General features: G+C 70.8%; 24 protein-coding genes. 7 read left to right on the top strand and 17 right to left on the bottom strand.

The features are described from left to right. Nucleotides 1-76 precede the first annotated feature (76 nt). Both ACFJGV_RS02930 and leuA read right to left on the bottom strand, forming a co-directional pair. Complete coding sequence (locus ACFJGV_RS02930) at nt 77-751, bottom strand: GAP family protein (protein ID WP_378146709.1); 675 nt, start codon at nt 749-751, stop codon at nt 77-79. A 131-nt stretch (nt 752-882) separates the two neighbouring features. Then, entirely contained in the window at nt 883-2,649 is a 1,767-nt protein-coding gene (gene leuA, locus ACFJGV_RS02935; protein ID WP_378146711.1) for a 2-isopropylmalate synthase, read from the bottom strand. 197 nt (nt 2,650-2,846) lie between these two features. Here leuA and ACFJGV_RS02940 point away from each other — a divergent pair, with 197 nt between their 5' ends. From ACFJGV_RS02940 to ACFJGV_RS02955, 4 genes are all read left to right on the top strand, one after another. Next, on the top strand, nt 2,847-3,350 hold the full coding sequence (locus tag ACFJGV_RS02940; protein ID WP_378146712.1) for a TlpA family protein disulfide reductase: 504 nt from the start codon (nt 2,847-2,849) through the stop codon (nt 3,348-3,350). Continuing rightward, on the top strand, nt 3,347-3,826 hold the full coding sequence (locus ACFJGV_RS02945) for a DUF4395 domain-containing protein (protein WP_378146713.1): 480 nt from the start codon (nt 3,347-3,349) through the stop codon (nt 3,824-3,826). Before ACFJGV_RS02940 ends, ACFJGV_RS02945 begins: the two co-directional genes overlap by 4 nt. Before the next feature lie 62 nt (nt 3,827-3,888). After that, nucleotides 3,889-4,314 carry an OsmC family peroxiredoxin gene (locus tag ACFJGV_RS02950; RefSeq protein WP_378146714.1) on the top strand — a complete coding sequence of 142 codons (426 nt, stop codon included), beginning with the start codon at nt 3,889-3,891 and terminating at the stop codon, nt 4,312-4,314. 1 nt (nt 4,315) lies between these two features. Continuing rightward, nucleotides 4,316-5,206, top strand: coding sequence for a TIGR01777 family oxidoreductase (locus ACFJGV_RS02955; RefSeq protein ID WP_378146715.1), 891 nt, complete (start codon nt 4,316-4,318; stop codon nt 5,204-5,206). 153 nt (nt 5,207-5,359) lie between these two features. Here the strand turns inward: ACFJGV_RS02955 and ACFJGV_RS02960 are convergent, their stop codons facing one another. Together ACFJGV_RS02960 and dapB are read right to left on the bottom strand one after the other, a co-directional pair. Next, a complete protein-coding gene (locus ACFJGV_RS02960; RefSeq protein ID WP_378146717.1) occupies nt 5,360-5,809 on the bottom strand; it encodes a tetratricopeptide repeat protein in 450 nt (149 codons plus the stop codon). After that, nucleotides 5,806-6,624 carry a 4-hydroxy-tetrahydrodipicolinate reductase gene (dapB, locus tag ACFJGV_RS02965; protein WP_378146718.1) on the bottom strand — a complete coding sequence of 273 codons (819 nt, stop codon included), beginning with the start codon at nt 6,622-6,624 and terminating at the stop codon, nt 5,806-5,808. Before dapB ends, ACFJGV_RS02960 begins: the two co-directional genes overlap by 4 nt. Before the next feature lie 68 nt (nt 6,625-6,692). Here dapB and ACFJGV_RS02970 point away from each other — a divergent pair, with 68 nt between their 5' ends. Further along, nucleotides 6,693-7,193 (top strand): GNAT family N-acetyltransferase, encoded by a 501-nt coding sequence (locus ACFJGV_RS02970; protein ID WP_378146719.1) that lies wholly within the window; start codon nt 6,693-6,695, stop codon nt 7,191-7,193. Here the strand turns inward: ACFJGV_RS02970 and ACFJGV_RS02975 are convergent. The 9 genes from ACFJGV_RS02975 to rpsO all read right to left on the bottom strand — a co-directional run bounded on the left by ACFJGV_RS02975 (nt 7,187) and on the right by rpsO (nt 15,698). Further along, nucleotides 7,187-7,789, bottom strand: a complete 603-nt coding sequence (locus ACFJGV_RS02975; RefSeq protein WP_378146720.1) for a histidine phosphatase family protein — start codon at nt 7,787-7,789, stop codon at nt 7,187-7,189. The genes ACFJGV_RS02970 and ACFJGV_RS02975 overlap by 7 nt on opposite strands. After that, nucleotides 7,786-9,150, bottom strand: coding sequence for a M16 family metallopeptidase (locus ACFJGV_RS02980; RefSeq protein ID WP_378146721.1), 1,365 nt, complete (start codon nt 9,148-9,150; stop codon nt 7,786-7,788). The genes ACFJGV_RS02975 and ACFJGV_RS02980 overlap by 4 nt, the downstream gene beginning before the upstream one ends. 100 nt (nt 9,151-9,250) lie before the next feature. After that, the gene (locus ACFJGV_RS02985) at nt 9,251-11,542 is read right to left on the bottom strand and encodes a polyribonucleotide nucleotidyltransferase (RefSeq protein WP_378146722.1); all 2,292 of its coding nucleotides are present in this window, start codon (nt 11,540-11,542) and stop codon (nt 9,251-9,253) included. 251 nt (nt 11,543-11,793) lie between these two features. Beyond that, nucleotides 11,794-12,387, bottom strand: coding sequence for a hypothetical protein (locus ACFJGV_RS02990; RefSeq protein WP_378146723.1), 594 nt, complete (start codon nt 12,385-12,387; stop codon nt 11,794-11,796). Between the two features lie 72 nt (nt 12,388-12,459). After that, entirely contained in the window at nt 12,460-13,158 is a 699-nt protein-coding gene (locus ACFJGV_RS02995) for a class I SAM-dependent methyltransferase (protein WP_378146724.1), read from the bottom strand. Then, nucleotides 13,155-14,333, bottom strand: a complete 1,179-nt coding sequence (locus ACFJGV_RS03000) for a type III polyketide synthase (protein WP_378146725.1) — start codon at nt 14,331-14,333, stop codon at nt 13,155-13,157. The genes ACFJGV_RS02995 and ACFJGV_RS03000 overlap by 4 nt, the downstream gene beginning before the upstream one ends. Before the next feature lie 15 nt (nt 14,334-14,348). After that, the gene (locus ACFJGV_RS03005) at nt 14,349-14,975 is read right to left on the bottom strand and encodes an FMN reductase (protein WP_378146726.1); all 627 of its coding nucleotides are present in this window, start codon (nt 14,973-14,975) and stop codon (nt 14,349-14,351) included. Between the two features lie 90 nt (nt 14,976-15,065). Then, on the bottom strand, nt 15,066-15,326 hold the full coding sequence (locus ACFJGV_RS03010) for a hypothetical protein (protein WP_378146727.1): 261 nt from the start codon (nt 15,324-15,326) through the stop codon (nt 15,066-15,068). Nucleotides 15,327-15,428: 102 nt separating this feature from the next. Then, on the bottom strand, nt 15,429-15,698 hold the full coding sequence (gene rpsO, locus ACFJGV_RS03015; RefSeq protein ID WP_085019689.1) for a 30S ribosomal protein S15: 270 nt from the start codon (nt 15,696-15,698) through the stop codon (nt 15,429-15,431). A gap of 208 nt (nt 15,699-15,906) precedes the next feature. On the opposite strand from rpsO, the gene ACFJGV_RS03020 reads away from it, so the two are divergent. Together ACFJGV_RS03020 and ACFJGV_RS03025 are read left to right on the top strand one after the other, a co-directional pair. Next, the gene (locus ACFJGV_RS03020; RefSeq protein WP_378146729.1) at nt 15,907-16,932 is read left to right on the top strand and encodes an isopenicillin N synthase family dioxygenase; all 1,026 of its coding nucleotides are present in this window, start codon (nt 15,907-15,909) and stop codon (nt 16,930-16,932) included. Further along, nucleotides 16,929-18,269: an MFS transporter gene (locus ACFJGV_RS03025; protein WP_378146731.1), complete on the top strand. Its 1,341-nt coding sequence runs from the start codon at nt 16,929-16,931 to the stop codon at nt 18,267-18,269. Before ACFJGV_RS03020 ends, ACFJGV_RS03025 begins: the two co-directional genes overlap by 4 nt. A gap of 148 nt (nt 18,270-18,417) precedes the next feature. Here the strand turns inward: ACFJGV_RS03025 and ACFJGV_RS03030 are convergent, their stop codons facing one another. The 4 genes from ACFJGV_RS03030 to ACFJGV_RS03045 all read right to left on the bottom strand — a co-directional run bounded on the left by ACFJGV_RS03030 (nt 18,418) and on the right by ACFJGV_RS03045 (nt 23,778). Then, the gene (locus ACFJGV_RS03030; protein WP_378146732.1) at nt 18,418-20,643 is read right to left on the bottom strand and encodes a HelD family protein; all 2,226 of its coding nucleotides are present in this window, start codon (nt 20,641-20,643) and stop codon (nt 18,418-18,420) included. Nucleotides 20,644-20,709: 66 nt separating this feature from the next. Next, the gene (locus tag ACFJGV_RS03035) at nt 20,710-21,084 is read right to left on the bottom strand and encodes an FKBP-type peptidyl-prolyl cis-trans isomerase (protein ID WP_378146734.1); all 375 of its coding nucleotides are present in this window, start codon (nt 21,082-21,084) and stop codon (nt 20,710-20,712) included. Nucleotides 21,085-21,115: 31 nt separating this feature from the next. After that, entirely contained in the window at nt 21,116-22,315 is a 1,200-nt protein-coding gene (locus ACFJGV_RS03040) for a PrsW family intramembrane metalloprotease (protein ID WP_378146735.1), read from the bottom strand. A 77-nt stretch (nt 22,316-22,392) separates the two neighbouring features. Beyond that, a complete protein-coding gene (locus ACFJGV_RS03045; RefSeq protein WP_378146736.1) occupies nt 22,393-23,778 on the bottom strand; it encodes an FAD-binding oxidoreductase in 1,386 nt (461 codons plus the stop codon). Between the last annotated feature and the right edge of the window lie 2 nt (nt 23,779-23,780).

Below are 23,780 nucleotides of genomic sequence, written 5' to 3' on the forward strand. Positions count from 1 at the left end.
AGACGATCATCCCACCCCCGGATGCGCACCGGCCGTGGACACGGCCGGCGACGGCACGCGACAGCGCCGACCGAGCTCAGAGCGCCTCGAGGGCCTTGCCGAGCTGCACGGCGCCGAGAACGAGGAAGAGCACGGTCATGATGATCGCGTTGTGCCGGATGAGGGCGGCCTTCGTCGAGGCGAGGAACGCGGTGACCCCCTTCGATCCCGATCCTCCGAGGAGCGTCGGCACGATGACGCCGAGGCACGCGATCACGGAGAACACCAGCACCGCGAGGAAGACGAGCGGCCACTCGAGCCCTTCGGTGCCGATGGTGGCGCCCGCCGCGATCATGATCGGAAGGTTCTTCACGTTCGCCACGCCCAGCAGGAGTCCTAGTCCCGCCGACTTCACGGGTCCGAATGAGTCGATCGCGGCCAGCCACCGCGGCTCCTTCGTCTCCTCGCCCTTCTTCGGCCGCCCGTGGAAGCTGCGGTAGGCGAGGAAGAAGAAGAGTGCCGCGAACGCGAAGCCGAGCACGATGTGGAAGAGCTGCGCGAAGAAGGAGTCGGAGCTCGTGGTGCCCTTCGAGCCCGAGGCGAAGGCGAGCGTGACCGCGAAGGTCGCGACGAGGAACGACACAGCGAAGACGATGGCGTTCCCACGCCCCTTCGGGCCGAGCAGCAGCGCGATGACCCCGGCGATGGGCATGGGCGACACGATGACCCCGACCGCGAGCGGGAGCACCTCCCCCAGAACGTGCACGAACACGTTCGCACTCTAGCGGCCGGCGGGCAGGACTGTCTCGGGTCGCTCACCCGAGGTCCGCCACACAGCTGGAGCTTCGCCACACGCATGCACGTGGCGAAGCTCCAGGAGGGTGGCGAGACCGACGACCGAGGTCAGACGGCGGCGAGCTCGCGATCGGACTCGGTGACGCGGATGGCACGATTCACCGCGCTGACGATCGCCTTGAGGCTCGCCGTCGAGATGTCGGCGTCGATGCCGACACCCCACAGGCGCACCCCGTCGACCTGCAGGTCGACGTAGGCCGCCGCCAGCGCGTCACCGGAGGCGCTGAGAGCGTGCTCGACGTAGTCGTAGAGCTTCACGTCGTAGCCCTCATCGGCCAGCACGTTGAGGAACGCGGCGATCGGTCCGTTGCCCGTCGCCGACGTCTTCCGCACCTCGTCGCCGACGCGCAGCTCGACGTCGAGCGCGACCGTGCCGGTCATGTCGCTCGAGGTGCGCATGCTCGTCAGCTCGTAGCGGCCCCACTTCTCGTCGGCGCGGTCGTGCGGCGCGGGCAGGTACTCGTCGGTGAAGATCTCCCAGATCTGGTCGCTGGTGACCTCGCCGCCCTCGGCATCCGTCATGGCCTGCACCACGCCGGAGAACTCGATCTGCAGCTTGCGCGGCAGGTCGAGGGCGTGGTCGGTCTTGAGCAGATAGGCGACGCCGCCCTTGCCGGACTGCGAGTTCACGCGGATGACGGCCTCGTAGGTGCGGCCGACGTCCTTCGGGTCGATGGGCAGGTACGGGACCGCCCAGACCAGCTCGTCGACGTGAGTGCCCTGCGCCTCGGCCTCCGCGGCCATGGCCTCGAAGCCCTTCTTGATCGCATCCTGGTGCGATCCGCTGAAGGCCGTGTAGACCAGGTCGCCGGCCCAGGGGCTGCGCTCGTGCACCTTCAGCTGGTTGGCGTACTCGGCGGTGCGGCGGATCTCGTCGAGGTCGGAGAAGTCGATCTGCGGATCGATGCCCTGCGTGAACAGGTTCAGCCCGAGCGCGACCAGATCGACGTTGCCGGTGCGCTCGCCGTTGCCGAACAGGCAGCCCTCGATGCGGTCGGCGCCGGCCATGTAGCCCAGCTCGGCCGCCGCGACGGCGGTGCCGCGGTCGTTGTGCGGGTGCAGTGACAGGATGACGTTCTCGCGGTGGGCGAGGTGGCGGCTCATCCACTCGATCGAGTCGGCGTAGACGTTGGGCGTGGCCATCTCGACCGTGGCGGGCAGGTTGACGATGACCTTGCGCTCCGGCGTGGGCTCGAAGATCTCGATGACCTGGTTGCAGATGTCGACGGCGAACTCGAGCTCGGTGCCGGTGTAGCTCTCCGGGGAGTACTCGTAGTAGACGGTCGTCTCGGGGACGGTCTGCTCGAACCGCTTGCACAGACGCGCGCCGTTGAGCGCGATGTCGATGATGCCCTGGCGGTCGGTACGGAACACGACGTCGCGCTGCAGGATGCTCGTGGAGTTGTAGAGGTGGACGATCGCCTGCTTCGCGCCCTTGATCGACTCGTAGGTGCGCTCGATCAGGTGCTCACGCGCCTGGGTCAGCACCTGGATGGTGACGTCGTCGGGGATGGCGCCCTCCTCGATGAGGGAGCGGACGAAGTCGAAGTCGGTCTGGCTGGCGCTCGGGAAGCCGACCTCGATCTCCTTGTACCCCATCCGCACCAGGAGGTCGAACATCACGCGCTTGCGCTCGGGGCTCATCGGGTCGATCAGCGCCTGGTTGCCGTCGCGGAGATCGACCGCGCACCAGCGCGGCGCCTCGGTGATGCGGGCGGAGGGCCAGGTGCGATCGGGCAGATCGACCGCGATCTGCTCGTGATACGGCCGGTACTTGTGCACCGGCATGGCCGAGGGGGTCTGGGTGTTCTTCATGTCGAGCGAATCCTTCTTCTTCGTGCGGATGCTGTGCCAGCCGACGACGGACTCCGCGGCGAGTCCGGCTGATCTACGAGGACTCGACGCGGCGGCTAAGAAGGAGCGCGGCGAAGGACATGATCCGACCACGATAGCACCGACGTCACAATCGTCATATTGCGCCCGGGCCGCACGCCACCGCCTAGCGTGGCGGCATGGACATGCTGCTGCCCCTCGGGGCGGTCTCGGGGCTCGTCATCCTCTCGACCGCGCTCGGTCTGGCCTGGCGCGCCACTCGCGGGCGCACGTCCGCCCGCTCGACGGGTGAGGTCATCGTGCCGGAGTCGCTCGGCTCGGACGCCGTCGCCGGATGGGGTCGCGCCGCCACCCTGCTGCAGTTCTCCACGGAGCTCTGCTCGACGTGTCCGCAGACCAGGCGCGTGCTCGCTGCGGAGGCATCCGCACGTCCGGGCGTCGCCCACGTCGATGTCGACGTGACCGAGCGGCCCGACCTCGTCACCCGCTTCTCGGTGCTCCAGACCCCGACCACGCTGCTGATCGACGCCACGGGCGTGGTGCGGGCGCGCTGGGGCGGCTCCGTCCGCCCGCCGGCCGTCCGGGAGGCCCTGGGGAGCGTTCTCGCCCCCGCGCACGCCCATGGACACTCCGAATCCGCTCATGACCCCACCGCATCCGCTCGTGAAAGGAGCACCCGATGACCGACCGCGCCGCACCCGCGGGGATCGACCCGCGGGGTCCACGATTCGGCGCCGCCATCACGGCCGCCCTCCTGCTCGTGGTGGTGGGGATCTCGCTGGCCTCCCCTGCGACAGGGCCCGCCTCGGTCGCCTGGTGGCTGCTCGTCGCGCTCGCCGTCCTCTTCGCCTGGGGCTCCTCGGCGGGGATCGCGAGGCACCCCTGGGGGCTGCTCTTCCGCAGTCTCGTTCGTCCGAGACTCGCGCCTCCCGCCGAGCTGGAGGATCCGCGACCGCCCACGTTCGCTCAAGGAGTCGGTCTGGTGGTGACGGGCATCGCCGTCGTGCTCGGTCTGCTGTCGGTGCCCTACGCGGTGGCGATCAGTGCGGGTCTCGCGTTCATCGCCGCCTTCCTCAACGGTGTCTTCGGGTACTGCATCGGCTGCCAGCTGTACCTGCTGCTGGTCCGTGCGCGTGGCCTCCGCGCGCAGACGCACTGACGGTCCCAGGGTCAGCGGAATAGTCTGGACGCGACACCCGCTCCCGCGAGGAAGGACCCATCATGGCCGTGACCAGCGAAGCAACCACCGTGTGGCGAGGCGACCTCGTCTCCGGTGCCGGCACCACCACCCTCGACTCGTCGGGCGCCGGCGCCTTCCCCGTCACGTGGGCCTCCCGCTCGCAGGGCACGCGCGAGGGCACCACGCCCGAGGAGCTCATCGGCGCCGCGCACTCCGCCTGCTTCTCGATGGCGTTCTCGCACGCCCTGGCCGAGAACGGCACCCCGCCCGAGTCGCTGCAGGTGACCGCCGCCGTCACGTTCGTGCCCGGTGAGGGGATCACCGGGAGCCACCTGCTGGTCAGCGCGACCGTGCCGGGGCTCTCGGAAGAGGACTTCGAACGCCTGGCCGAGGAGGCGAAGGCGGGATGCCCGGTCTCGCAGGCACTCTCGGGCATCTCGATCACGCTCGAGGCCAGCCTCGCCTGACATGCCGGATGCGCAGACAGTCCTGATCGCCGGCGGGTCCGGCGTCATCGGCACCGAGCTCGCCCGCCAACTGCGCGAGGCGGGCCACACGGCGCTGGTGCTCGTGCGCCGACCCGCCCAGACGCCGTTCGAGCGCTCCTGGGATCCCGAGGCCCGCTGGCTCCGCGTCGGCATCCTCGACGGGGTCGACGCGGTGGTGAACCTCTCCGGTGCGTCCATCTCGCGACTGCCGTGGACACTCCAGTACAAGCGCGAGATCCTGCAGTCGCGGATCGGCGCGACGGCGACGCTGGTCGACGCCATGGCGAAGGCCGAGACCCCGCCCCGCGTGTTCATCTCCGGGTCGGCCGTCGGATACTACGGCGATCGGCCGGGCGAGATCCTAACGGAGGAGTCGGCGCCGGGCGACGGCTTCCTGGCGAAGGTCTGCGTGGCATGGGAGCGTGCCGCGGCACCTGCCTCCGCTCACTCGCGTGTCGTGTACGCGCGCACCGGCCTCGTCCTGGGCGAGCAGGGCGCACTGAAGCCGATCCGGATGCTCGCCAAGCTCGGTCTCGCGGGTCCGCTCGGCGACGGGCGACAGCACTGGCCGTGGATCAGCCTGTTCGATGAGGCGGCCGCGCTGCGGCACCTCATCGAGACGGAGGTGGCCGGTCCCATGAACCTCGTCGCTCCCGGCCCGGTGCCGGCCGGCGAGATCATCCGCGAGGTCGCGGAGGATCTCGGGCGGCCGTACTGGCTGCCCGCCCCGGCGTGGGCGATCAAGCTCGGGCTCGCCGACGCGGGCCGCGAGCTGCTGCTCGCTGATCAGGACGTGTCGAGCGCGCGCCTCACCGAGTCGGGCTTCGAGTTCCGCGACACGACGGTCCCGGAGGCCCTCGCCGCCGTCTGACCCGCCCGTCCGTCCGACCATCCCCCGGGTTTCGCGGTCTGCATGACGTGTCGCCGGGTCATCGACCACGCGGAAGGTCACGGAGGCAGCGAAACCAGCGGTGGCAGCTCGGCCGGGCGGCGACGTACGCGCGGGCGAAGCGCCCGCAAAGGGCTAGGCGCGGGCGGCGTCGTGCTCCAGGCGGATCGCGGTGCGGAGGGCGGCGCGGGCCCGGCGGCGGTCGCCGCTGGCGTCGTACGCGAGCCCGAGGCGGAACCAGGCGCGCCAGTCCTCGGGGGCGGCCTCGACCGCGTCGCGGTACTCGCCGAACTCCTCGTCGGCGGCGGCGCGCACCGGGCGGCCGCTCGGGCGCTTGGGCAGGTCGTCGACGGGCAGCTCGCCCTCCGCGTCGAGCCGCTTGACCAGCGCCTCCGTCCGGAAGCCGAACATGAGCTCGCGCACCAGCGCCCACACGCCCACGATGGGCAGGATGATGAGCACCGTCCCCATGGCGATCCCGATGGGCTCGCCGGTGAGCACGAAGCGCACGGCCTGCCAGCCGACGAGCACGATGTAGAGCCCGAGGAGCAGGCACATCAGGAGTGCGGCGGCGCGCCCCTTCACCGGTCGACCGTGGTGGCCTCAGCGGCCTGACCCGACACGTTCTCCGGACCCGTGGCGCCGGTGCGGGGCGCGGCAGGCGCGGTGGTCAGGCCGATGAGGCGGTCGAGGCCGACGACCACCCCGTCCTCGGCGGCGGCCGCGGCGCGCAGCGCGATCCTGATCCCGGTCTGGTAGGAGCTCGGCGAGATGGTCTCGTGGGTGAGGGTAAGGATCTCCCCCGTCCCGCCGAAGACGACGTCCTGCTTGGCGACGACCCCGCTCATCCGCAGGCTGTGCACCGGGACGCTGGCGACCTGCTGTCCGCGCGCGCGCTGGTCGGTGTGGGGGGCCGACACAGGTCCGAGGTGCGAGCGGGCGGCGGCGATGAGCTCCGCGGTGCGCACCGCGGTACCGGACGGCGAGTCGATCTTGCTGGCCGCGTGCGCCTCGACGATCTCGATCGAGTCGAAGTACCGGGCGGCCATGGTGGCGAAGGTCGTGGCCAGCACCGACCCGATGGAGAAGTTCGGGATGACGATGGCCGCCGCGCCGGGGGTCTCGGCCACCGTATTCTCGAGGGAGGTGATCCTGTCGGCCGACCAGCCCGAGGTGCCGATGAGCACCTTCTTGCCCGCCCGAACGGCGTGCTCGACGATGCGCTGGCTGACACCGGGGACGGTCACGTCCACGACGACGTCGGCGGTGAGTATCTCGTCGAGATCGCTCGTCGAACCGAGACGGGCGACGACCTCGAAGTCGTCCTCCTCCTCGATCACGGCGGAGATGACGCGCCCCAGCTTCCCTGACGCGCCGACCACGGCGACCTTGACGACCATGACCTCCAATCTACCGTCCCCGCTCGGGAGCGGGCCCGAGGTGCCCCGCGCAGTCCTAGGCTGACGGGATGCGCATCCGTGAGGGCGAGGTCACCGGCCCCGAGGAGTCGCGGCTGCTCGCCGACTACTTCTCCTACCGCGCCGACGCGTTCCCGCAGCGCGGCGCCTACGTCGTCACGGGCCCGAAGCCCGCAGACTACGCGCCGAGCCGCGGCGTCTTCCTCCTCGTCGAGGACGACGACGGCATCGCGGTCGGTTGTGCGGGGCTGCGGATGCTCGACGCGCCCATCGCAGGCGACGCACCCACCGCAGACGGGGCGCGCGCCGAGGTGAAGCACGTCTGGCTCTCCCCCGCCGCCCGTGGTCGTGGCTGGGCGCACGACCTCATGGCCGAGCTCGAGCGCCGCGCCCTCGAGCTCGGCGCCACGCAGCTCGTGCTCGACACGCACCACACCCTCGACGGCGCCGCGCGCCTCTACGCCCGCGAGGGCTTCACCGAGATCGCCGCCTACAACGACAACCCCAACGCGACCCGCTGGTACGGCAAGCGGATCGGGCCTGCTCAGTAGGGCTGGGCGTCGTTCATGCCCGTGCGGAGCTCGGCGGGCAGGTGACCGAGGTCGTTGTGCACGACGAGCTCGGGCATCCGCCCCGGCTTGTGCCGGATGATGGTGAGGCCGCAGTGCGCCTGGTTGAGGCCCACCCAGCGCCACTCCGGCGCGTCGAGCGCCTCGCGGACGAACCAGCCGATCACGAAGTTATGGGTGATGATCAGGTCGTGCTCATCTCCCGAGGCTGGCGTGAGGAACTCGTCGACCGCATCCGCCATCTGCGCTCTGCCCGCATCCTCCATCTCCGGCGTGACGGAGTTGAAGAACGCCTCGAAGGTGTGCGGCATGGCCGGGCTGTATCCCGTGGGGACGCAGTCGAAGAGAAGGGCGCTCGGCTGAGGATCGAGGGCCGGCAGGTGCTCGGCCATGATCTTGGCCGTCTGCTCCGCGCGGACGAGCGGCGAGTGCCACACGTTGTCGAACGGGACGCCGCCGAGGCGATCGGCCAGGAGCTTCGCCTGACGGACGCCGCGCTGGGAGAGCGGCCCGTCGTCGACGCCGTGCTCGGCGTCCATCTGCTCGCCGTGACGCACGAGGTACAGGGTGCGGGTCATCGTGTCACCGCCACGTCGTCGAAGACGGCCTCGTCGATCGGACCGACCGCCGAGACGCTCACCGAGCCTTCGGCGAGAGTGGCCGCGATCGAGCGGACGTCGTCGAGCGTCACGGCCTCGAGACGGCGCACCTGCTCGTCGAGGTCGACGAACTCGCCCGTCGACAGCTCGGAGCGTCCGAGCCGGCTCATGCGGGTGTCGCTGTCCTCGAGAGCGAGCGCAGCGGCGCCGGAGAGCTGTCCGCGTGCCCGGACGAGCTCGTCGGGCGTGATCCCGTCGGCGGCGATCCGCCGCAGCTCGCCCAGCATGATGTCGCTCACCGCGCGCTCACGCCCGGGCGCGCATCCGGCGTACAGCGAGAACAGCCCCGCATCCGAGTAGCCCTGCGCGAACGAGTACACCGAGTACGCCAGACCCCGCTTCTCGCGGATCTCCTGGAAGAGGCGCGACGACATCCCGCCGCCGAGCACCGAGCTCAGCACGCTCAGCGCCATCCTGCGATCGTCGGTGGCGACGAGCCCGGGCATGCCGAGCATGAGGCTCACCTGCTCGAGCGGCTTCCGCACGACGCTGACCGGTGCACCGGGCAGGATCGCGGCCGCGCCGGTCGGGCGCCGGGCCGCGGGGGCCGAGGCGATCGACAGATCCCATCCGGAGGCGCTCAGCGCGCTCTCGACACGGGCCACCACAGCGTCGTGGTCGACCGCACCCGCCACCGCCACGACGAGGTCGCGGGGCGCGTAGGTGGCGCGGTAGTGCTCCCACACGGCGTCGCGCCCGACGGCGCGGATGGTCGCGGGTGTGCCGCCGATCGGCCGGCCGAGCGGATGCTCGCCGAGGACCGCCTCGAAGAGGCGCTCCCCCGCGACGTCGCCCGGGTCATCCTCCGCCATCGCGAGCTCCTCGAGGATGACCCCGCGCTCGGTCTCGAACTCGTCGGGGTCGAGCGTGGACGCCGCCACCATGTCGGCCAGCACGTCGACCGCCATCGTCAGGTCGCGGTCGCGCACCTTGGCGTAGTAGCAGGTGTACTCCTTCGCCGTGATGGCGTTGTGCTCGCCGCCCACGGCGTCGAACGCCACCGCGATGTCGAGTGCGCTGCGACGGGGCGTGCCCTTGAAGAGCAGGTGCTCGAGGAAGTGCGTCGAGCCGAAGTGCGATGGCGCCCCGCCCTCGGCGCCGAGCTCGTCGCGGGAGCCGACCGCGAGCCAGAACCCGACGGTCGCGCTGCGCGCACCCGGGACGTGCTCGGTGAGGATGCGGATGCCGCTGGGGAGGATCGTACGCCGCACCAGTCCCTCGGCGCCTTCGCCGATGACGAGCTCCGGCAGATCCAACGGAAGTGGTGCTGCGCCGTTCATCACCTCAACCCTATGACATCGCTGAACGCCGAAGCGGCTGGGAGAGCGTCGTCGACGCTTCTCCCAGCCGCTTCGTAGTCAGGCGCTGAAGACCGGAGGATCAGCCCTCGGCCGGAGCCTCGGGGCCCTCGCTGTGCGCCGCGGAGCCCTCCGTGTCGGCGGCCTCGGCGACCACCGGGGCGAGCGACAGCTTGCCGCGGTCGTCGATCTTCGTGATCTCGACGAGGATCTTCTGACCCACGCCGAGGACGTCCTCGACGTTCTCGACCCGCTTGCCGCCGGCGAGCTTCCGCACCTCGGAGATGTGCAGCAGGCCGTCCTTGCCCGGGAGGAGCGAGACGAACGCGCCGAAGGTCGCGATCTTGACGACCGTGCCCAGGAACTGCTCACCCACCTCGGGGTTCTGCGGGTTGGCGATCGCGTTGACCTGGGCGCGGGCGGCCTCGGCAGAGGGGCCGTCGGTCGCGCCGATGTAGACGGTGCCGTCCTCCTCGATGGAGATGTCGGCGCCGGTCTCGTCCTGGATCGCGTTGATCGTCTTGCCCTTGGGGCCGATGAGCTCGCCGATCTTGTCGACGGGGATCTGCACCGAGATGACGCGCGGCGCGGTGGGCGCCAGCTCGTCGGGCTCGTCGATGGCGGCGTTCAGCACGTTGAGGATCGCGTCGCGCGCGGCCTTCGCCTGCTTGAGCGCACCGTCGAGCACGGCGGTGGGGATGCCGTCGAGCTTGGTGTCGAGCTGGATCGCCGTGACGAACTCGCTGGTGCCGGCGACCTTGAAGTCCATGTCGCCGAGCGCGTCCTCCGCACCGAGGATGTCGGTGAGGGCCGCGTAGCGGGTCTCACCGTCGACCTCGTCGGAGACGAGGCCCATGGCGATGCCGGCGACGGGAGCGCGCAGCGGCACACCCGCGTTCAGCAGCGACAGGGTCGACGCGCAGACGGAGCCCATCGAGGTGGAGCCGTTGGAACCGAGAGCCTCGGAGACCTGACGGATCGCGTAGGGGAACTCCTCGCGGCTCGGCAGCACCGGCACGAGGGCGCGCTCGGCGAGGAAGCCGTGCCCGATCTCGCGACGCTTCGGCGAGCCGACGCGGCCGGTCTCACCGGTCGAGTACGGCGGGAAGTTGTAGTGGTGCAGGTACCGCTTGTGCGTGATGGGCGACAGCGAGTCGATCTGCTGCTCCATCTTCAGCATGTTCAGCGTGGTGACGCCCAGGATCTGGGTCTCGCCGCGCTGGAAGATGGCGGAGCCGTGCACGCGCGGGATGACCGCGACCTCGGCGTCGAGCGGACGGATGTCGGCGAGGCCGCGACCGTCGATGCGCACGCCGTCGCGCAGGATGCGCCCACGGACGACGACCTTGGTGACCGACTTGTAGGCCGCCGAGACCATCGGGGGGATGTCGCCGCCGAGCTCGCCCGCATCGACCTTCTGCTGGATGGCCGCCTTGACGCGCTCCTTGAGGGCATCGTCGGCGTTCTGGCGCTCGATCTTGTCGGCGATCTGGTACACGTTCACGAGCTCGTCGTAGGCGAGCGCGGCGACGGCGTCGTACGCCTCCTGCGTGTAGGAGCGGAACACCGGGTAGGACTGGATCTCCTTGGCCGACTGCGAGGCCAGGGAGGCCTGCGCCTCGACGAGCTGACGGATGAACGGCTTCGCCGCCTCGAGACCCTCGGCGACGACGGCCTCGGAGGGCTTGGTAGCGCCGGCCTTGATGAGGTTCCAGCTGCCCTCGGTGGCCTCGGCCTCCACCATCATGATGGCGACGTCGGACGAGCCGTCGGAGTTCTCGACCACACGGCCGGCGACGACGAGGTCGAAGACGGCCTCCTGGAGCTGCGAGAACTTCGGGAACGCGATCCACTGGTCGGGCTCGGAGCCGTAGCCGGGCATGAGCGCGAGGCGGACGCCGCCGATCGGGCCGGAGAACGGCACGCCGGAGATCTGGCTCGACGCGGAGGCCGCGTTGATGGCCAGGGCGTCGTAGAACTCGTCGGGCGCGATGCTCAGGACGGTGATGACGACCTGGACCTCGTTGCGGAGGCCGTCGACGAACGACGGGCGCAGCGGGCGGTCGATGAGGCGGCAGACGAGGATCGCCTCGGTCGACGGGCGGCCCTCGCGGCGGAAGAACGAGCCGGGGATCTTGCCGGCCGCGTACGACCGCTCCTCGACGTCGATAGTCAGGGGGAAGAAGTCGAAGCTGTCCTTCGGGTGCTTCGACACGCTCGTCGCGGAGAGCAGCATGGTCTCCTCGTCGAGGTAGGCCGCGACTGCGCCCTGGGCCTGCTGGGCGAGGCGTCCGGTCTCGAACCGGACCGTGCGGGTGCCGTACTTGCCGTTGTCGAGAACGGTTTCGGCGAACTTGATCTCAGGACCTTCCAAGAGGTCGTACTCCTTTGTTTTACGTCGTCGTCCCGTGTGGACTCACGACTCCTCACGTCGCAGGCAGGCGCGTGGGCAGAGGAGAACGCCTCGTCCCGCGCGGGGACCACGGGCCGGCGGCCCGTCGTCGCTGCTCGAGGGTCTGCGTACTGGTCACCAGTAGAAGCGCTCCGGGTCCGTCTCAGCGGAACCGGCGAGCCACCACCGTTGACCAGCATCCTGCCGGCCTGCTCGCAACGTGAGACATTCTATCAGTCGGCCGCCGGAATGGGCCCGAGATAGACGTCGACGGCGTACGGGCGCGTCGTCGTCCGCGCCACCGCCCGGACGCGCGCGACCGCGCCGTGGGCGGCGAGACCCCTCAGCCGCTCGGACCACTGCGCATCCACGTCGCGGGGAAGGAAGCCGACCCGGTGCACCTCGCCGTCGTCGGCGATGAGGTCGACGGCCACGCGCAGCTCACGCCCGAGCCACCGGGTGGCATCCGGTGTGAGCACGGCCGACAGCTCGCCGCTCGAGCGCGCGAGCGCGGCGTCGAGCGAGGTCTGCCGGCGGCGCGTCTCGTCGACCGGCACCCGCAGTTCCGGAGGCAGGTCGACCAGGTCGATGCCCGCCACCGACACGCGCGCGCTCTCGGCATCCGGCCGGCCCCGTCGCACGAGCGGCACCACGAGGAGCACCGCGGCGGCGAGGGCCAGCGCGAGCAGCAGACCGCTGAGGATCGGCCCCGCGACGCCGAGATCGGAGCGGCTCACGAGCCCCGCGACCATCGCGAGCACCAGCACGAGCGCCAGCAGGAACAGCTCCGACCGCCACAGCGGCTTGCGTCGTCGTCGGTCGGTCATCGCCCCAGTCTTCCGGATGCGGGCATCCGCGACCGAATCGGCCGTCGGCGCCCGTCTCGAGAGAAGCGGAGCTCAGCGCACGCGGTGGATGAGCAGGTTGCGGAACATCGGCCGCTCCTGGACGTCCCAGCCGAGCGGCGCGGTCGCCCGCAGCTCCTTCGCCGTGTAGCTGCGGCGGATGCTCGTCAGCCCGTCGTCGCGGATGAACGACCCGCGCGCGATCGGGAGCGACCCGACCGCGTAGGCCGCGTACGCCAGGCGGCTCCGGCGGATGTCGCCGTGCAGAGCGATCCCCCGGCAGAGCAGCTGGCTGTCGAAGAAGAAGGCGGCGAGCTCCTCGCGGTCGAGGTGGTGGAGCACGTGGTTCGAGACGATGATGTCGAACCGCGCTGCCTCGGCGACCAGGTCGGCGCTGGAGGCCTGCCGGTAGAGCACAGGAGGGCCGGACTGCCGGGAGGCGAACTCGTAGGCGCGGGCATCCGGGTCGATCGCGGTGACCGAGAGCTGGAGGCCATCGCGCGCCGCCCACGCCGCGAGCGAGCGGGCGACGTCGCCACCGCCGCAGCCGAGGTCGAGCAGGGTGGAGGGCATCGCATCCGACAGCCGCGGTCGGATGTGGTCGCGGTAGATGCCGCGCCACCCGGCCACGATGCGGTTGACCAGCTTGAAGCGGGCGTACGTCGCATCGAGGCGCCCGCGATCGCAGGCGGGGTCGTCCATGTACTCCTGGAGGTCGGCCGCCCGCCGGGACAGCGACCCGAGCGCGGTCATGCGGCCGGGACCCCGTCGACCGCCGCCCCTTCGACCGCTGCCGCCCCGACCGCGGCACCAGTCCGCGCCGCCTCGAGCGTGAGGGCGCCGAGCTCGACCGACAGACCGGGGCCGAACGCCATCGCGATCACCGGCCGATCGACCTCACCGCCGGCGTGCAGCAGGTCGGCGAGGATGAACATCACCGTCGCGCTCGACATGTTGCCGAAGCGCCGCAGCACGGAGCGCGACGGTGCCATCGCCTCGTCGTCGAGGCCGAGCCGCGACTGCACCCGGTCGAGGATGTCGCGGCCACCGGGGTGCACCGCCCACCGGGAGGACGCCAGGTCGAGATCCGCCGCGAAGCCTCCGACGAGCTCGCCGATGCTGCCGTCGATGAGCTTGGGCACGTAGGTGCTCAGCACCATCTCGAAGCCGTGGTCGCCGATGGTCCACGCCATCGCCTGCTCGCCCTCGGGCAGGAGGCGCGACCGCAGCCGGTCGATGCGCAGGGCCGGGGACGCTGCCGGACCCGGCCGGCCCGTGACCACGGCGGCCGCGGCTCCGTCGGCGAACACCGAGTTCGCGACGATCTGATCGGTCGTGCTCGACGAGCGCACGTGCAGCGTGCAGAGCTCGACGCAGACCACGAGTACCACAGCGTCGGGATCCGCTGCGCAGAACGCGTCGGCGAGCCGCAGCCCGGGGAACGCGCCCTGGCAGCCCATGAAGCCGATGTGCTGGCGCGCCACATCGTGTCGGAGCCCCAGCTCCTTCACGAGCACGAAGTCGGGGCCGGGGGCGAAGAACCCGGTGCATGACACCGTGACGACGTGCGTGATGTCGGATGCCGCGAGGTCGGGGACCTCCGCCAAGGCGGACCGCGCCGCCTCCACCACGAGCTCCGATGTCACCGCCGCGTAGAGATCGTTGCGGAGTCCGGTGCCGGGATCGAGGAGGAGCCGCGAGGAGCGGTCATAGAACACCGCGGGGCCCTCGGGCTGCGCCGACGCCTCGAGCTCGGTGAGCACCGTGTGCCTGGTCTGGATGCCCGATTGGTCGAACGACGTGCGGACGAGCCTCTCCCCGAGACGGCCGAGCCCGGGCTGCGCGGCGAAGACGTCACGCGCAGCGGACTGCTCGATCACCGTGGGGGGCACCGCGGTGCCGATGGATCGGATCCTCGCTGCGGCCATGTCCCCATACAAGCACTACTCGGTGGGGACTCCCCCGAAAGGACTGAAGTCGGCGTCGAGCGCGAACTCATCACGCACCTGCGACGACCGGTCGCTCCTGCCGAGGGCCCCCGCGAGCTCGCGACCCGCGCGCCGGACGCGCGACGGAAGCGCTGAGACGCCGTCGGCACCCGAGCCCCAGTCCTCCGACGCGGCGAACACCGCGGTGGGCAGGGTGGCGGCACGGAGGTAGGAGAACAGCGGGCGCAGCTCGTGCTCGAGCGCCAGGGAGTGGCGCGCCGATCCGCCGGTCGCGGCGAGGGTGGTGGCCAGCCCGTCGAGCGCGGTGTTGTCGATGACGTCGAAGAACGACTTGAACAGGCCGCTGTAGCTGGCCGAGAAGATCGGCGTCACGGCGATGAGCCCATCCGCTCGCGTGACCTGGTCGATCGCCTCCTGCAGGCGCCCGCTCGGGAAGCCCGTGAGGAGGTTGTTCGTGATGTCCTGCGCGATGTCGCGCAGCTCGACGACGGTCACCTCCACCTCGACACCGTCGAGGGTGGCGGCCTCCACGGTCGCCTCGGCGAGCCGATCGGCGAGCAGCCTCGTCGACGACGGCTGACTCAGCCCCGCGGTCACCACGGCCAGCTTCTTCGCGCTCATCGCACTCTCCTCTTTCCATGCATTCGCATCTACATGCGATCCAACAGGAGGTGGCGAACGACTATTCCCGGAGGTCCACGGACGGCGGAACTAGTCACCCTCTACCAGGATCAAGGTGCCACTGGCCGCCGCATCGGCGAGGAACACAACGAAGTACGCCGGGCATTGCTCGAGCCCGCGAAGCGCTCGGACCACCATGGTCTGATGATCCGGGTAGAGCCGACTTCGGCCATACCGATCGATGAACACACCCGTGGCAGAGCGCAACTGCTCGAAAGCGGCCTCCACCGAAGAGAAGTCGCGGAGAGCGTAGACCCCGGCGCCGTCGTCCCGGATGAACTCGACCCTCATTTCGTGAGTTTAGCTCACTGTCATCGGGGCCGGGAATGACGAAGCGGGCCGCCACCCGGAGGTGACGACCCGCTCGCAAGAAGATCGCGTTGTCAGCGAAGACTACCGGCGCAGGCCGAGTCGCTCGATGAGCGAACGGTAGCGCTGGATGTCGATGTCCTGGAGGTAGCCCAGGAGACGACGACGCTGGCCCACCAGCAGCAGCAGACCACGACGCGAGTGGTGGTCGTGCTTGTGCTCCTTGAGGTGCTCGGTGAGATCCTTGATCCGCTTGGTCAGGATCGCGACCTGGACCTCGGGGGATCCGGTGTCACCGGGGTGGGTTGCGTACTCTTCGATGATCGCCTTCTTGACGTCTGCTTCGAGTGCCATAGATGGGATCCCCTTCCTCTTCGTTGCGCGGTGCCGACAGCCCGATGCTGTGGCGCTCTTGATCCGCGGCCGCTTCACGGCAACCGCATAAGCCTACCAGAGCGAACCGGGCACGGGCCGCCGCTCGTAACATGACGCCGCGCGATTCGACACCGGAACGGGAAGAGTCGAGAGTGGTGAGGCGTTGTAGATCGCGGAACGGACAGACATGACATCATCTCTCGACGGGGCGTCGCTCCCCGTGCTCGACCTCAGCCGCCTCTCCTCCTCGCCCGAGGAGGCGGAGCGCTTCCGCACCGACCTGCGGGAGGCGACCCATGACTACGGCTTCTTCTACCTCGTGGGCCATGGCGTCCCGCAGGAGCTGATCGACCGGATCCTCAGCACCGCCCGCCGGTTCTTCGCACTCCCGGACGACGACAAGCTGGCCATCGAGAACCTCAAGAGCCCGCACTTCCGCGGCTACATGCGCATCGGCGGCGAGCTGACGCAGGGCAAGGTCGACTGGCGTGAGCAGATCGACATCGGCGAGGAGCGCGAGCCGCACCCGATCGAGGCCGACACCCCCGACTACTGGCGCCTCGAGGGCCCCAACCAGTGGCCCGATGCGCTGCCCGAGCTCCGCGACGTGGTCACCGAGTGGTACTCCGAGCTCGACCGGGTGAGCCTGACGCTGTTGCGTGCCTGGGCTCTCTCGCTCGGTGCCGACGAGCACGTCTTCGACGCCGCGTTCCGCGAGAACCCGTCGTCGCTGCTCAAGATCATCCGCTACCCCGGCAAGGACGCCCCGGCGCAGGGCCAGGGCGTCGGCGCTCACAAGGACTACGGGGTGCTCACGCTCCTGCTGGTCGAGCCCGGCAAGGGCGGCCTGCAGGTCGAGAAGGACGGCGAGTGGATCGACGCCCCGCCGATCGACGGCGCCTTCGTCGTGAACATCGGCGAGCTCCTCGAGATCGCGACCGACGGCTACCTCAAGGCCACCGTGCACCGCGTGCTCTCCCCCGCTGCCGGCGACGACCGTGTCTCCATCCCGTTCTTCTACAGCCCCGCGCTCGACACGACGATCCCGACCCTCGAGCTGCCTCCGGAGCTCGCCTCCGACGCCCGGGGTGTCACCCGCGACCCCGAGAACCCGTTGTTCGCCACCTACGGCGAGAACGTGCTGAAGGGGAAGCTCCGCGCCCACCCCGACGTCGCGGAGATCCACCACTCCGACCTGCTCGCGCGGCGGTGACGGAGCCCGGCTCCGAACCCTCGACGAGGTCGGCTCCGTCTCCACGACGGAGCCACCTCGTCGATCTCGCTCCGCTGAGGTCGAGCCCCGCGTTCGCGCGGCTGTGGATCGGCGAGGCGGTCTCCGGCATCGGCAGCCAGATGACCGTGGTCGCCGTGATGCTGCAGATCTACGACTTCACGGGCTCGACCACGGCCGTCTCGGGTGTCGCGCTGTTCGCGCTGGTGCCCATGGTGGTCTTCGGCCTCTACGGCGGCATGCTGGCGGATGCGTTCGACCGGCGGGCGGTCGCGCTGGTCTCGGCGATCGTGGCCTGGAGCTCGACCGCGACCATCGCGATCCTCGCCTGGACCGCGCTCGAGAGCATCTGGCTGCTGTACGTGCTGACCATGCTCAACACCGTCGCGAGCACGGTCATCACGACCACCCGATCCGCGATCTACCCGCGTCTGCTGCCGCGTGAGCTGCTGCCCGCGGCCGCGGCCATGCACGGGATCGCGATGGGCGCCATGGTCACCGTGGGGCCGGCGCTGGCGGGCGTGCTCGTCGCCACGGTCGGCTTCGGCCCGACCTACACCGTCGATGTCGTGCTCTTCGTCACGGCGTTCCTCGGCATCGCGACGCTGCCGCGCATCCTGCCGGAGGGCCAGGTGCAGCGCCCGGGGCTCGAGTCGCTCCGCTATGGCCTGGCGTTCCTGAGGCGGGCGCCCAACATCCGGGCGGGATTCCTCGTCGACATCATCGCGATGACGTTCGGCCAGCCCCGTGTGCTGTACCCCGCCGTGGGCGCCGTCGTCCTCGGCGGAGGAGCGGTCACGTCCGGGGTGCTCACCACCTCCACCGCGGTCGGGGCGATGGTCTGCGGTCTTCTCTCGGGCAGGCTCGGCGCCGTGCGCTGGCAGGGCCGCGCGATCGCCCGTGCGGTGCAGGTCTACGGGCTCTGCATCGCCGGGTTCGCCGTCGTGCTCCTCGTCGCCACGCTCCTCGGCGGGAACACCGACGACGACTTCGGCGGGGCGAGCATCGGGGCGATCGCGCTCGCGGCGCTCTTCCTCGCCGGATCGGGGGCGGCCGACAACGTGAGCGCGGTGTTCCGCTCGACCATGCTGCAGACGGCGGTGCCCGACAACATGCGCGGACGCCTCCAAGGCGTCTTCACCGTCGTCGTCACCGGCGGCCCGCGGCTGGGCGATCTCTATGTCGGCGCGCTCGCCCTCATCGCCGCGGCGTGGTTCCCCCCGCTCCTGGGCGGGATCGTGATCGTGGCCCTCGCCGGGCTCGTGCTCCGGGTGACGCGGTCGTTCCGCGAGTACGACGGGCTCAACCCCCGACCATAGCCGGCGGGACGCCGTCGGCCCCGGCGCGGCTCGGCCCCGGCCCGGCTCGGCCCCGGCCCGGCTCGGCCCCGGCGCGGCTCGGCCTCGATGTGCTTCGGGCTCGACGGGGCTCGGCCTCGATGCGGCTCGGGCTCGACCGGGCTCAGGCTCAGAGCCCGGCGGGCGGTGCCTCGCCGTCGTCGAGCACGAGCGACAGCCGCTGCGTCGGGCGCGTCATGGCCACGTACAGCGACGAGGCGCCGCGGGTCGACTCCGCCCGGATGGCCGCCGGCGCGCCGACCACCACGACGTCGAACTCGAGTCCCTTGGCCTCGGCCGCACTGAGCACGGCCACGGGCCTGGTCAACCCCGCCGCTCCCCTGCCCACCGCGTCGCCGAAGCGCTCGGCGAGTGCCGCGGCGACCGAGTCGACCGCGGCCTCCGGCACGATGACGGCCGTGGTGCCCTCACCCCGCACCGCGTCGACCGTCTCCCGCACCGCCTCGGCGAGCGGGCCGCGCGCGCGGATGACGTCGACGGGCCACTCCGTCGTGCGCACCGACCGCGACCGGGTCACCGCGAGCCCGGCCGCTTCGGCGACCCGCTCGGCCGCCTCGACGATCTGCGAGGGAGTGCGGTAGTTGACGGTGAGCTCCTCGAGCCGCCACGACTCGCCGAAGAGCGGAGCGAGGGTGGTGGCCCAGTCGGTCGTCGACGCGGCCGCGCTGGCCTGCGCGACGTCGCCGACGATGGTGAACGACTTCAGGGGGCCCCGGCGGAGGAGCACACGCCACTGCATGGGCGAGAGCTCCTGCGCCTCATCGACGACGATGTGCCCGTAGGTCCACGTGCGGTCGGAGGCGGCACGCTCGGCCGTGGTGCGCCGCGCCTCCGACTCGGCGAAGCCCTCGACGACGGATTCGGCCGACACCAGCCCCTCGACACCCATGTTGGCGATCGCGGTCCGAGCGTTCTCGAGGTCGCGGGAGCGCTGGGCGCGGGCCTCGCGGTCGCGGGTGGAGGCCTGCTCGTCGAACTCGCCGAGCAGCTCGGCCGCCTCGTCGAGGAGGGGCACGTCGGAGACCGTGAACGCGCCGCCGCGCGGGCGGTGCAGCAGAGCCCGCTTGGCCTTCGACCAGGAGCCCGTGAGCGATTCGAGCCACTGCGGGCGGGCGTAGAGGTCTTCGAGGAAGCGCTCGGGCGTGAGCGGGAGCCACACGGTGTTCAGGGCGACCCTGACGTCCTCCGCCGTGCGGATGTCTTCGCGGAGGTAGGCCTGGTCGGAGTCGTCGATGGTGGTGCCGCGACGCACGAGCTGCTCGGTGAGCTGCCGGGCGAGCTGCGACAGCATGGTCTTGACGAATGAGACCCGGGCCTGGTTGTAGGGCTTGCCCGACTCGCGCGCGCGGGTGACCGCATCCTGGATCGCCGCGGGCTGGATGACGAGGCGCTCACCGTTGACCTCGACGGTCACCGGCTCCTTGGGCACGCGGATGCGGGAGCGGACGGCTCGGCGGATGAGATGCGCCATCTCGGCAGACCCCTTCAGCGCGGCGACCTCGGGCACGTCGTCGTGAGATGCCTCGACCCCGGGGTAGAGCTGACCGAGGCTGGCGAGCACGACCCCCGTCTCGCCGAGGCTCGGCAGCACCGCGTTGATGTACTGCAGGAACGCCCGGCTCGGCCCGACGATGAGCACACCGCTCGACCCCAGGCGCTCGCGGTGGGAGTAGAGCAGGTAGGCGGCGCGATGGAGGGCGACCGCGGTCTTCCCCGTTCCCGGCCCGCCCTGCACGACCAGCACGCCGTTGAGGTCGGACCGGATGATCCTGTCCTGTTCGCCCTGGATGGTCGCGACGATGTCGTGCATGCGACCGGTGCGCTGGGCGGAGAGCGCGGCGAGCAGGGCGCCCTCGCCCTGGAGACGCGTCGACTCGTCGTCGAGGAGATCGGCGTCGAACACCTCGTCCTCGATCCGGACGACCTCGCGCCCCCGGGTGGTGAGATGCCTGCGCGAGCGAGCACCGAGCGGCTCGGCCGCGGTGGCCTGGTAGAACGCGCTCGACTGCGGTGCACGCCAGTCGAGCAGCAGCGGCTCGAGGTTCTCGTCGCGAAGGCCGATGCGCCCGACGTAGCGGTAGCGCGGCCCGTCGGCCTCGGTGGTGAGCTCGAGCCGCCCGAAGGCGAGCCGCTCCCCCACCTCGCGCAACTGGATCACGCGGTCCTCGTATGCCCGGGCGAACGCATCGCGCTCGGAACGGCTCTGGTGATTGCCGCCCACGTCCTCACGGCGCACGGCGGCGAGCTCCTGCTCGGTCTCCTCGCGGAGCGCGTCGAGGCGACCGTAGAGACCCGCGACGTAGTCGCGCTCCCGTTGGAGCTCGGTATCGGACACCCGCCACCTCCCGAATTCAGGCACACCATTCTATGTGACCGACGGGAGGGGCGGGCGCCCAGAGGCTCAGGGGACGGAGATCAGGTCGATGACGAAGATCAGCGTCTTGCCCGAGAGGAAGTGACCCGAGCCGGCAGGGCCGTAGGCCAGCTCCGGCGGGATGGTCAGCTTGCGGCGGCCGCCCGCCTTCATGCCGGGGATGCCCTCCTGCCAGCCGGCGATGAGGCCGTTCAGCGGGAAGCTGATGGTCTGGCCGCGGCTCCACGAGGAGTCGAACTCCTCGCCGTCGTCGTAGCCGACGCCGAGGTAGTGCACCTCCACGGTCCCGCCCGGGACGGCCTCGGCCCCGGTGCCCTCGATGATGTCCTCGATCACGAGCTCTGTGGGCGCGGGGCCCTCCGGCGCGTCGATCTCGGGCTTGGTGCTCTGCGAATCGCTCATGCTCCCATCCAACCCGGGTCGGAGGGAACCGTCAAAGCGCGACTCCGCGCGCCGACGCCAGCGCGACCCTGTCGGCGGTCACGGCGCCCAGCAGCGCGCGCTCGTCGTCGAGCGGCGCCACGCCGCCGCGACCGGTCACGATGCGCTGCCGCGTGAACGCCAGACGTGTCGAGTCGCGGATGAACGCCTTCATCGCGCGGCGTCCGCCCGGGAGCGTGGACGCCCAGCGCAGCGCCGCCCGACGGCCCGACCCCGTGGAGAGGAACTGGACCTCGTCCGGCGCGTACCAACCGGCGGCGGCGTACTCGGCCAGTCGTGCCGCAGTCGTGCGCGTCTCGGCTTTCCGGAGCTGCACCACGAGCACGATCGCCACCGCGAACAGCGGCACCTGCACGACGACGTAGAGCAGGAAGAACCCGCCGAGCCCGTCCACGAGGTACGTCGACCCGTTCCAGAACGCGTGCAGCCCCACGGCGAGCAGCCAGCCGGCGATCACGATGCCGATGCCCGCCCAGACGTTCCGGGAACGCGCCGCGAAGCCGATGGCCACCCCCGTGCACGCCGTGAACATGACGTGGGCGAACGGCGCCATGATGCCCCGCAGCCCGAAGGTGATGCCGAGCGACGCGATCCCGCCGTCGGCGAGGGCGGACGCGAAGTAGAGGATGTTCTCGGTGAAGGCGAAGCCCGCGGCGATGGTCGCCCCGTAGACGAGGCCGTCGACGGGCCCGTCGAACTGCTTGCGGAAGGCCCAGAACAGGAGCAGCACGCCGAGGCCCTTCGCCCCCTCCTCGACGAGCGGGGCCTGGATCACGCTGGCCAGCACGTCGGTCGTCGCCGGCCCACCCGCGGCGAGCTCGAGGAAGATCTGGACGCCGACGTCCACCACCAGGGCGGCGGCCACGGAGGCGGCCGCGCCCCACAGGAACGCGAACAGGAGCGCCGGCCGGGGCTCGGGCTCCCACCGGTCGATCAGCGTGATCGCGGTGATGACCACCGCCAGCGGGATGAGCGCGAGCACACCCGAGATCACGAACGCGACCGGGCCGAGCCCGAAGAACAGGTACGCCGTGACGGCCAGCGCGAGGAATCCGACGAGGGTGAAGCCCAGGGCCGTGAGGACGATCAGCGCGGTGCTCGGTGTCGTCCTCGACGGCACCGGTGGGAGAGCGGGCAGCGCAGGCGCACCTCCGGGAACGGGGTCGGCGTAGGGGCGGGCGGGATCGCTCATGTGCATTCCTCAGGTCTCGTCGCATCACGAGCCTAGCGCGTGTCGGCCTGCCCGCCAGAGGCTCTCGGCTCAGACGGTCAGTACACCTTGCCGGGGTTCATCAGCCCGGCGGGATCGAACACCGCCTTGATGCCCCGCTGAAGCTCGACGCTGCGGTCGCCCAGCTCGTCGGCGAGCCAGCGCCGCTTCAGCACGCCGACGCCGTGCTCGCCCGTCAGCGTGCCGCCGAGTCGCATGCCGGCCTGGAAGAGCAGGTCGGCCGCCGCCCAGACGTGGTCCGGAACGACGACGGATCCGGGATCGGCACCAGGCTCGACCGGGATCACGAAGTTCGGATGCAGGTTGCCGTCGCCAGCGTGAGCCACGACCGGGATGGTTAGGCCGGTCTCGGCGCCGATGCGGGCGATCTCATCGAACATCTCTGCGAGTCGGGAGCGCGGGACGCAGACGTCCTCGATGAGCACGTGGCCGAGAGTCTCCATCGCCGGATGCATGGACCGTCGGATGGCGAGGAGCCGCTCCCCCTCGATCGGATCGGTCGTCATGTCGACGCGACCCGCGCCACCCTCCACCAGCAGGCGGGACGCGATCTCCGCCTCCTCCGCCGAGCCGGCTCCGTCGGTCTGGACGAGCACGAACGCCTGGCCGCCCTCGCCGAGCGAGGTGCCGCGGTAGGCGTCGATGGCGGCCACCGACAGCGGGTCCATCAGCTCCATGACCGCCGGGCGGATGCCGGAGGCGGTGATCGCCGAGCACGCCGCCGCGGCCGCGGTCGTCGACGGGAAGAACGCGCCGATCGTGGCCACGAGACCCTGCGCGATCGGCCGCAGCCGCACGGTCGCCTCGACGATGATGCCGAGCGTGCCCTCGGACCCGGTGAACAGCGCGGTGAGGTCGTAGCCCGTCACTCCCTTCACCGTCCGGCGGCCGGTGCGCAGCAGCGTGCCGTCGGCGAGCACCACGGCGAGACCGAGGACGGCCTCGCGGGTCACGCCGTACTTCGCGCAGAGCAGCCCGCCCGCATCGGTGGCGATGTTCCCGCCGATCGAGGAGATCGCCTTGCTGGCCGGGTCGGGCGAGAAGACGTACCCGCGCTCGGCGACCGCGTCGCTGAGCGCCTGGTTGATCACCCCGGGCTCGACGACGGCGATCTCGTCGGCGTAGTCGATCTCGAGGATGCGGTTCATCCGCTCGACGCTGATCGCGACCGTGCCGGGGCCGGCCGTCGCGGCACCGGCGAGGCCGGTGCCCGCGCCGCGGGGCACGATCGGGACGCCGTGACGGGCCGCGATGCGCACCGCCGTCTGGACGTCGTCGATCGAGCGCGCGAACACCACGGCCTCGCAGCGCCCCGGGCTCAACCAGCCCGACTTGTCGCCGCGCATCCGCTCGAGGTCGGCCGCTTCGAGGCTGACGCGGTCGCCGAGGGCGGCGACGAGGTCGTCGACGACGGTCTGAGTCATAG

The organism is Cnuibacter sp. UC19_7 (assembly GCF_042699995.1).
Classification (GTDB): Bacteria; Actinomycetota; Actinomycetes; order Actinomycetales; family Microbacteriaceae; genus Cnuibacter.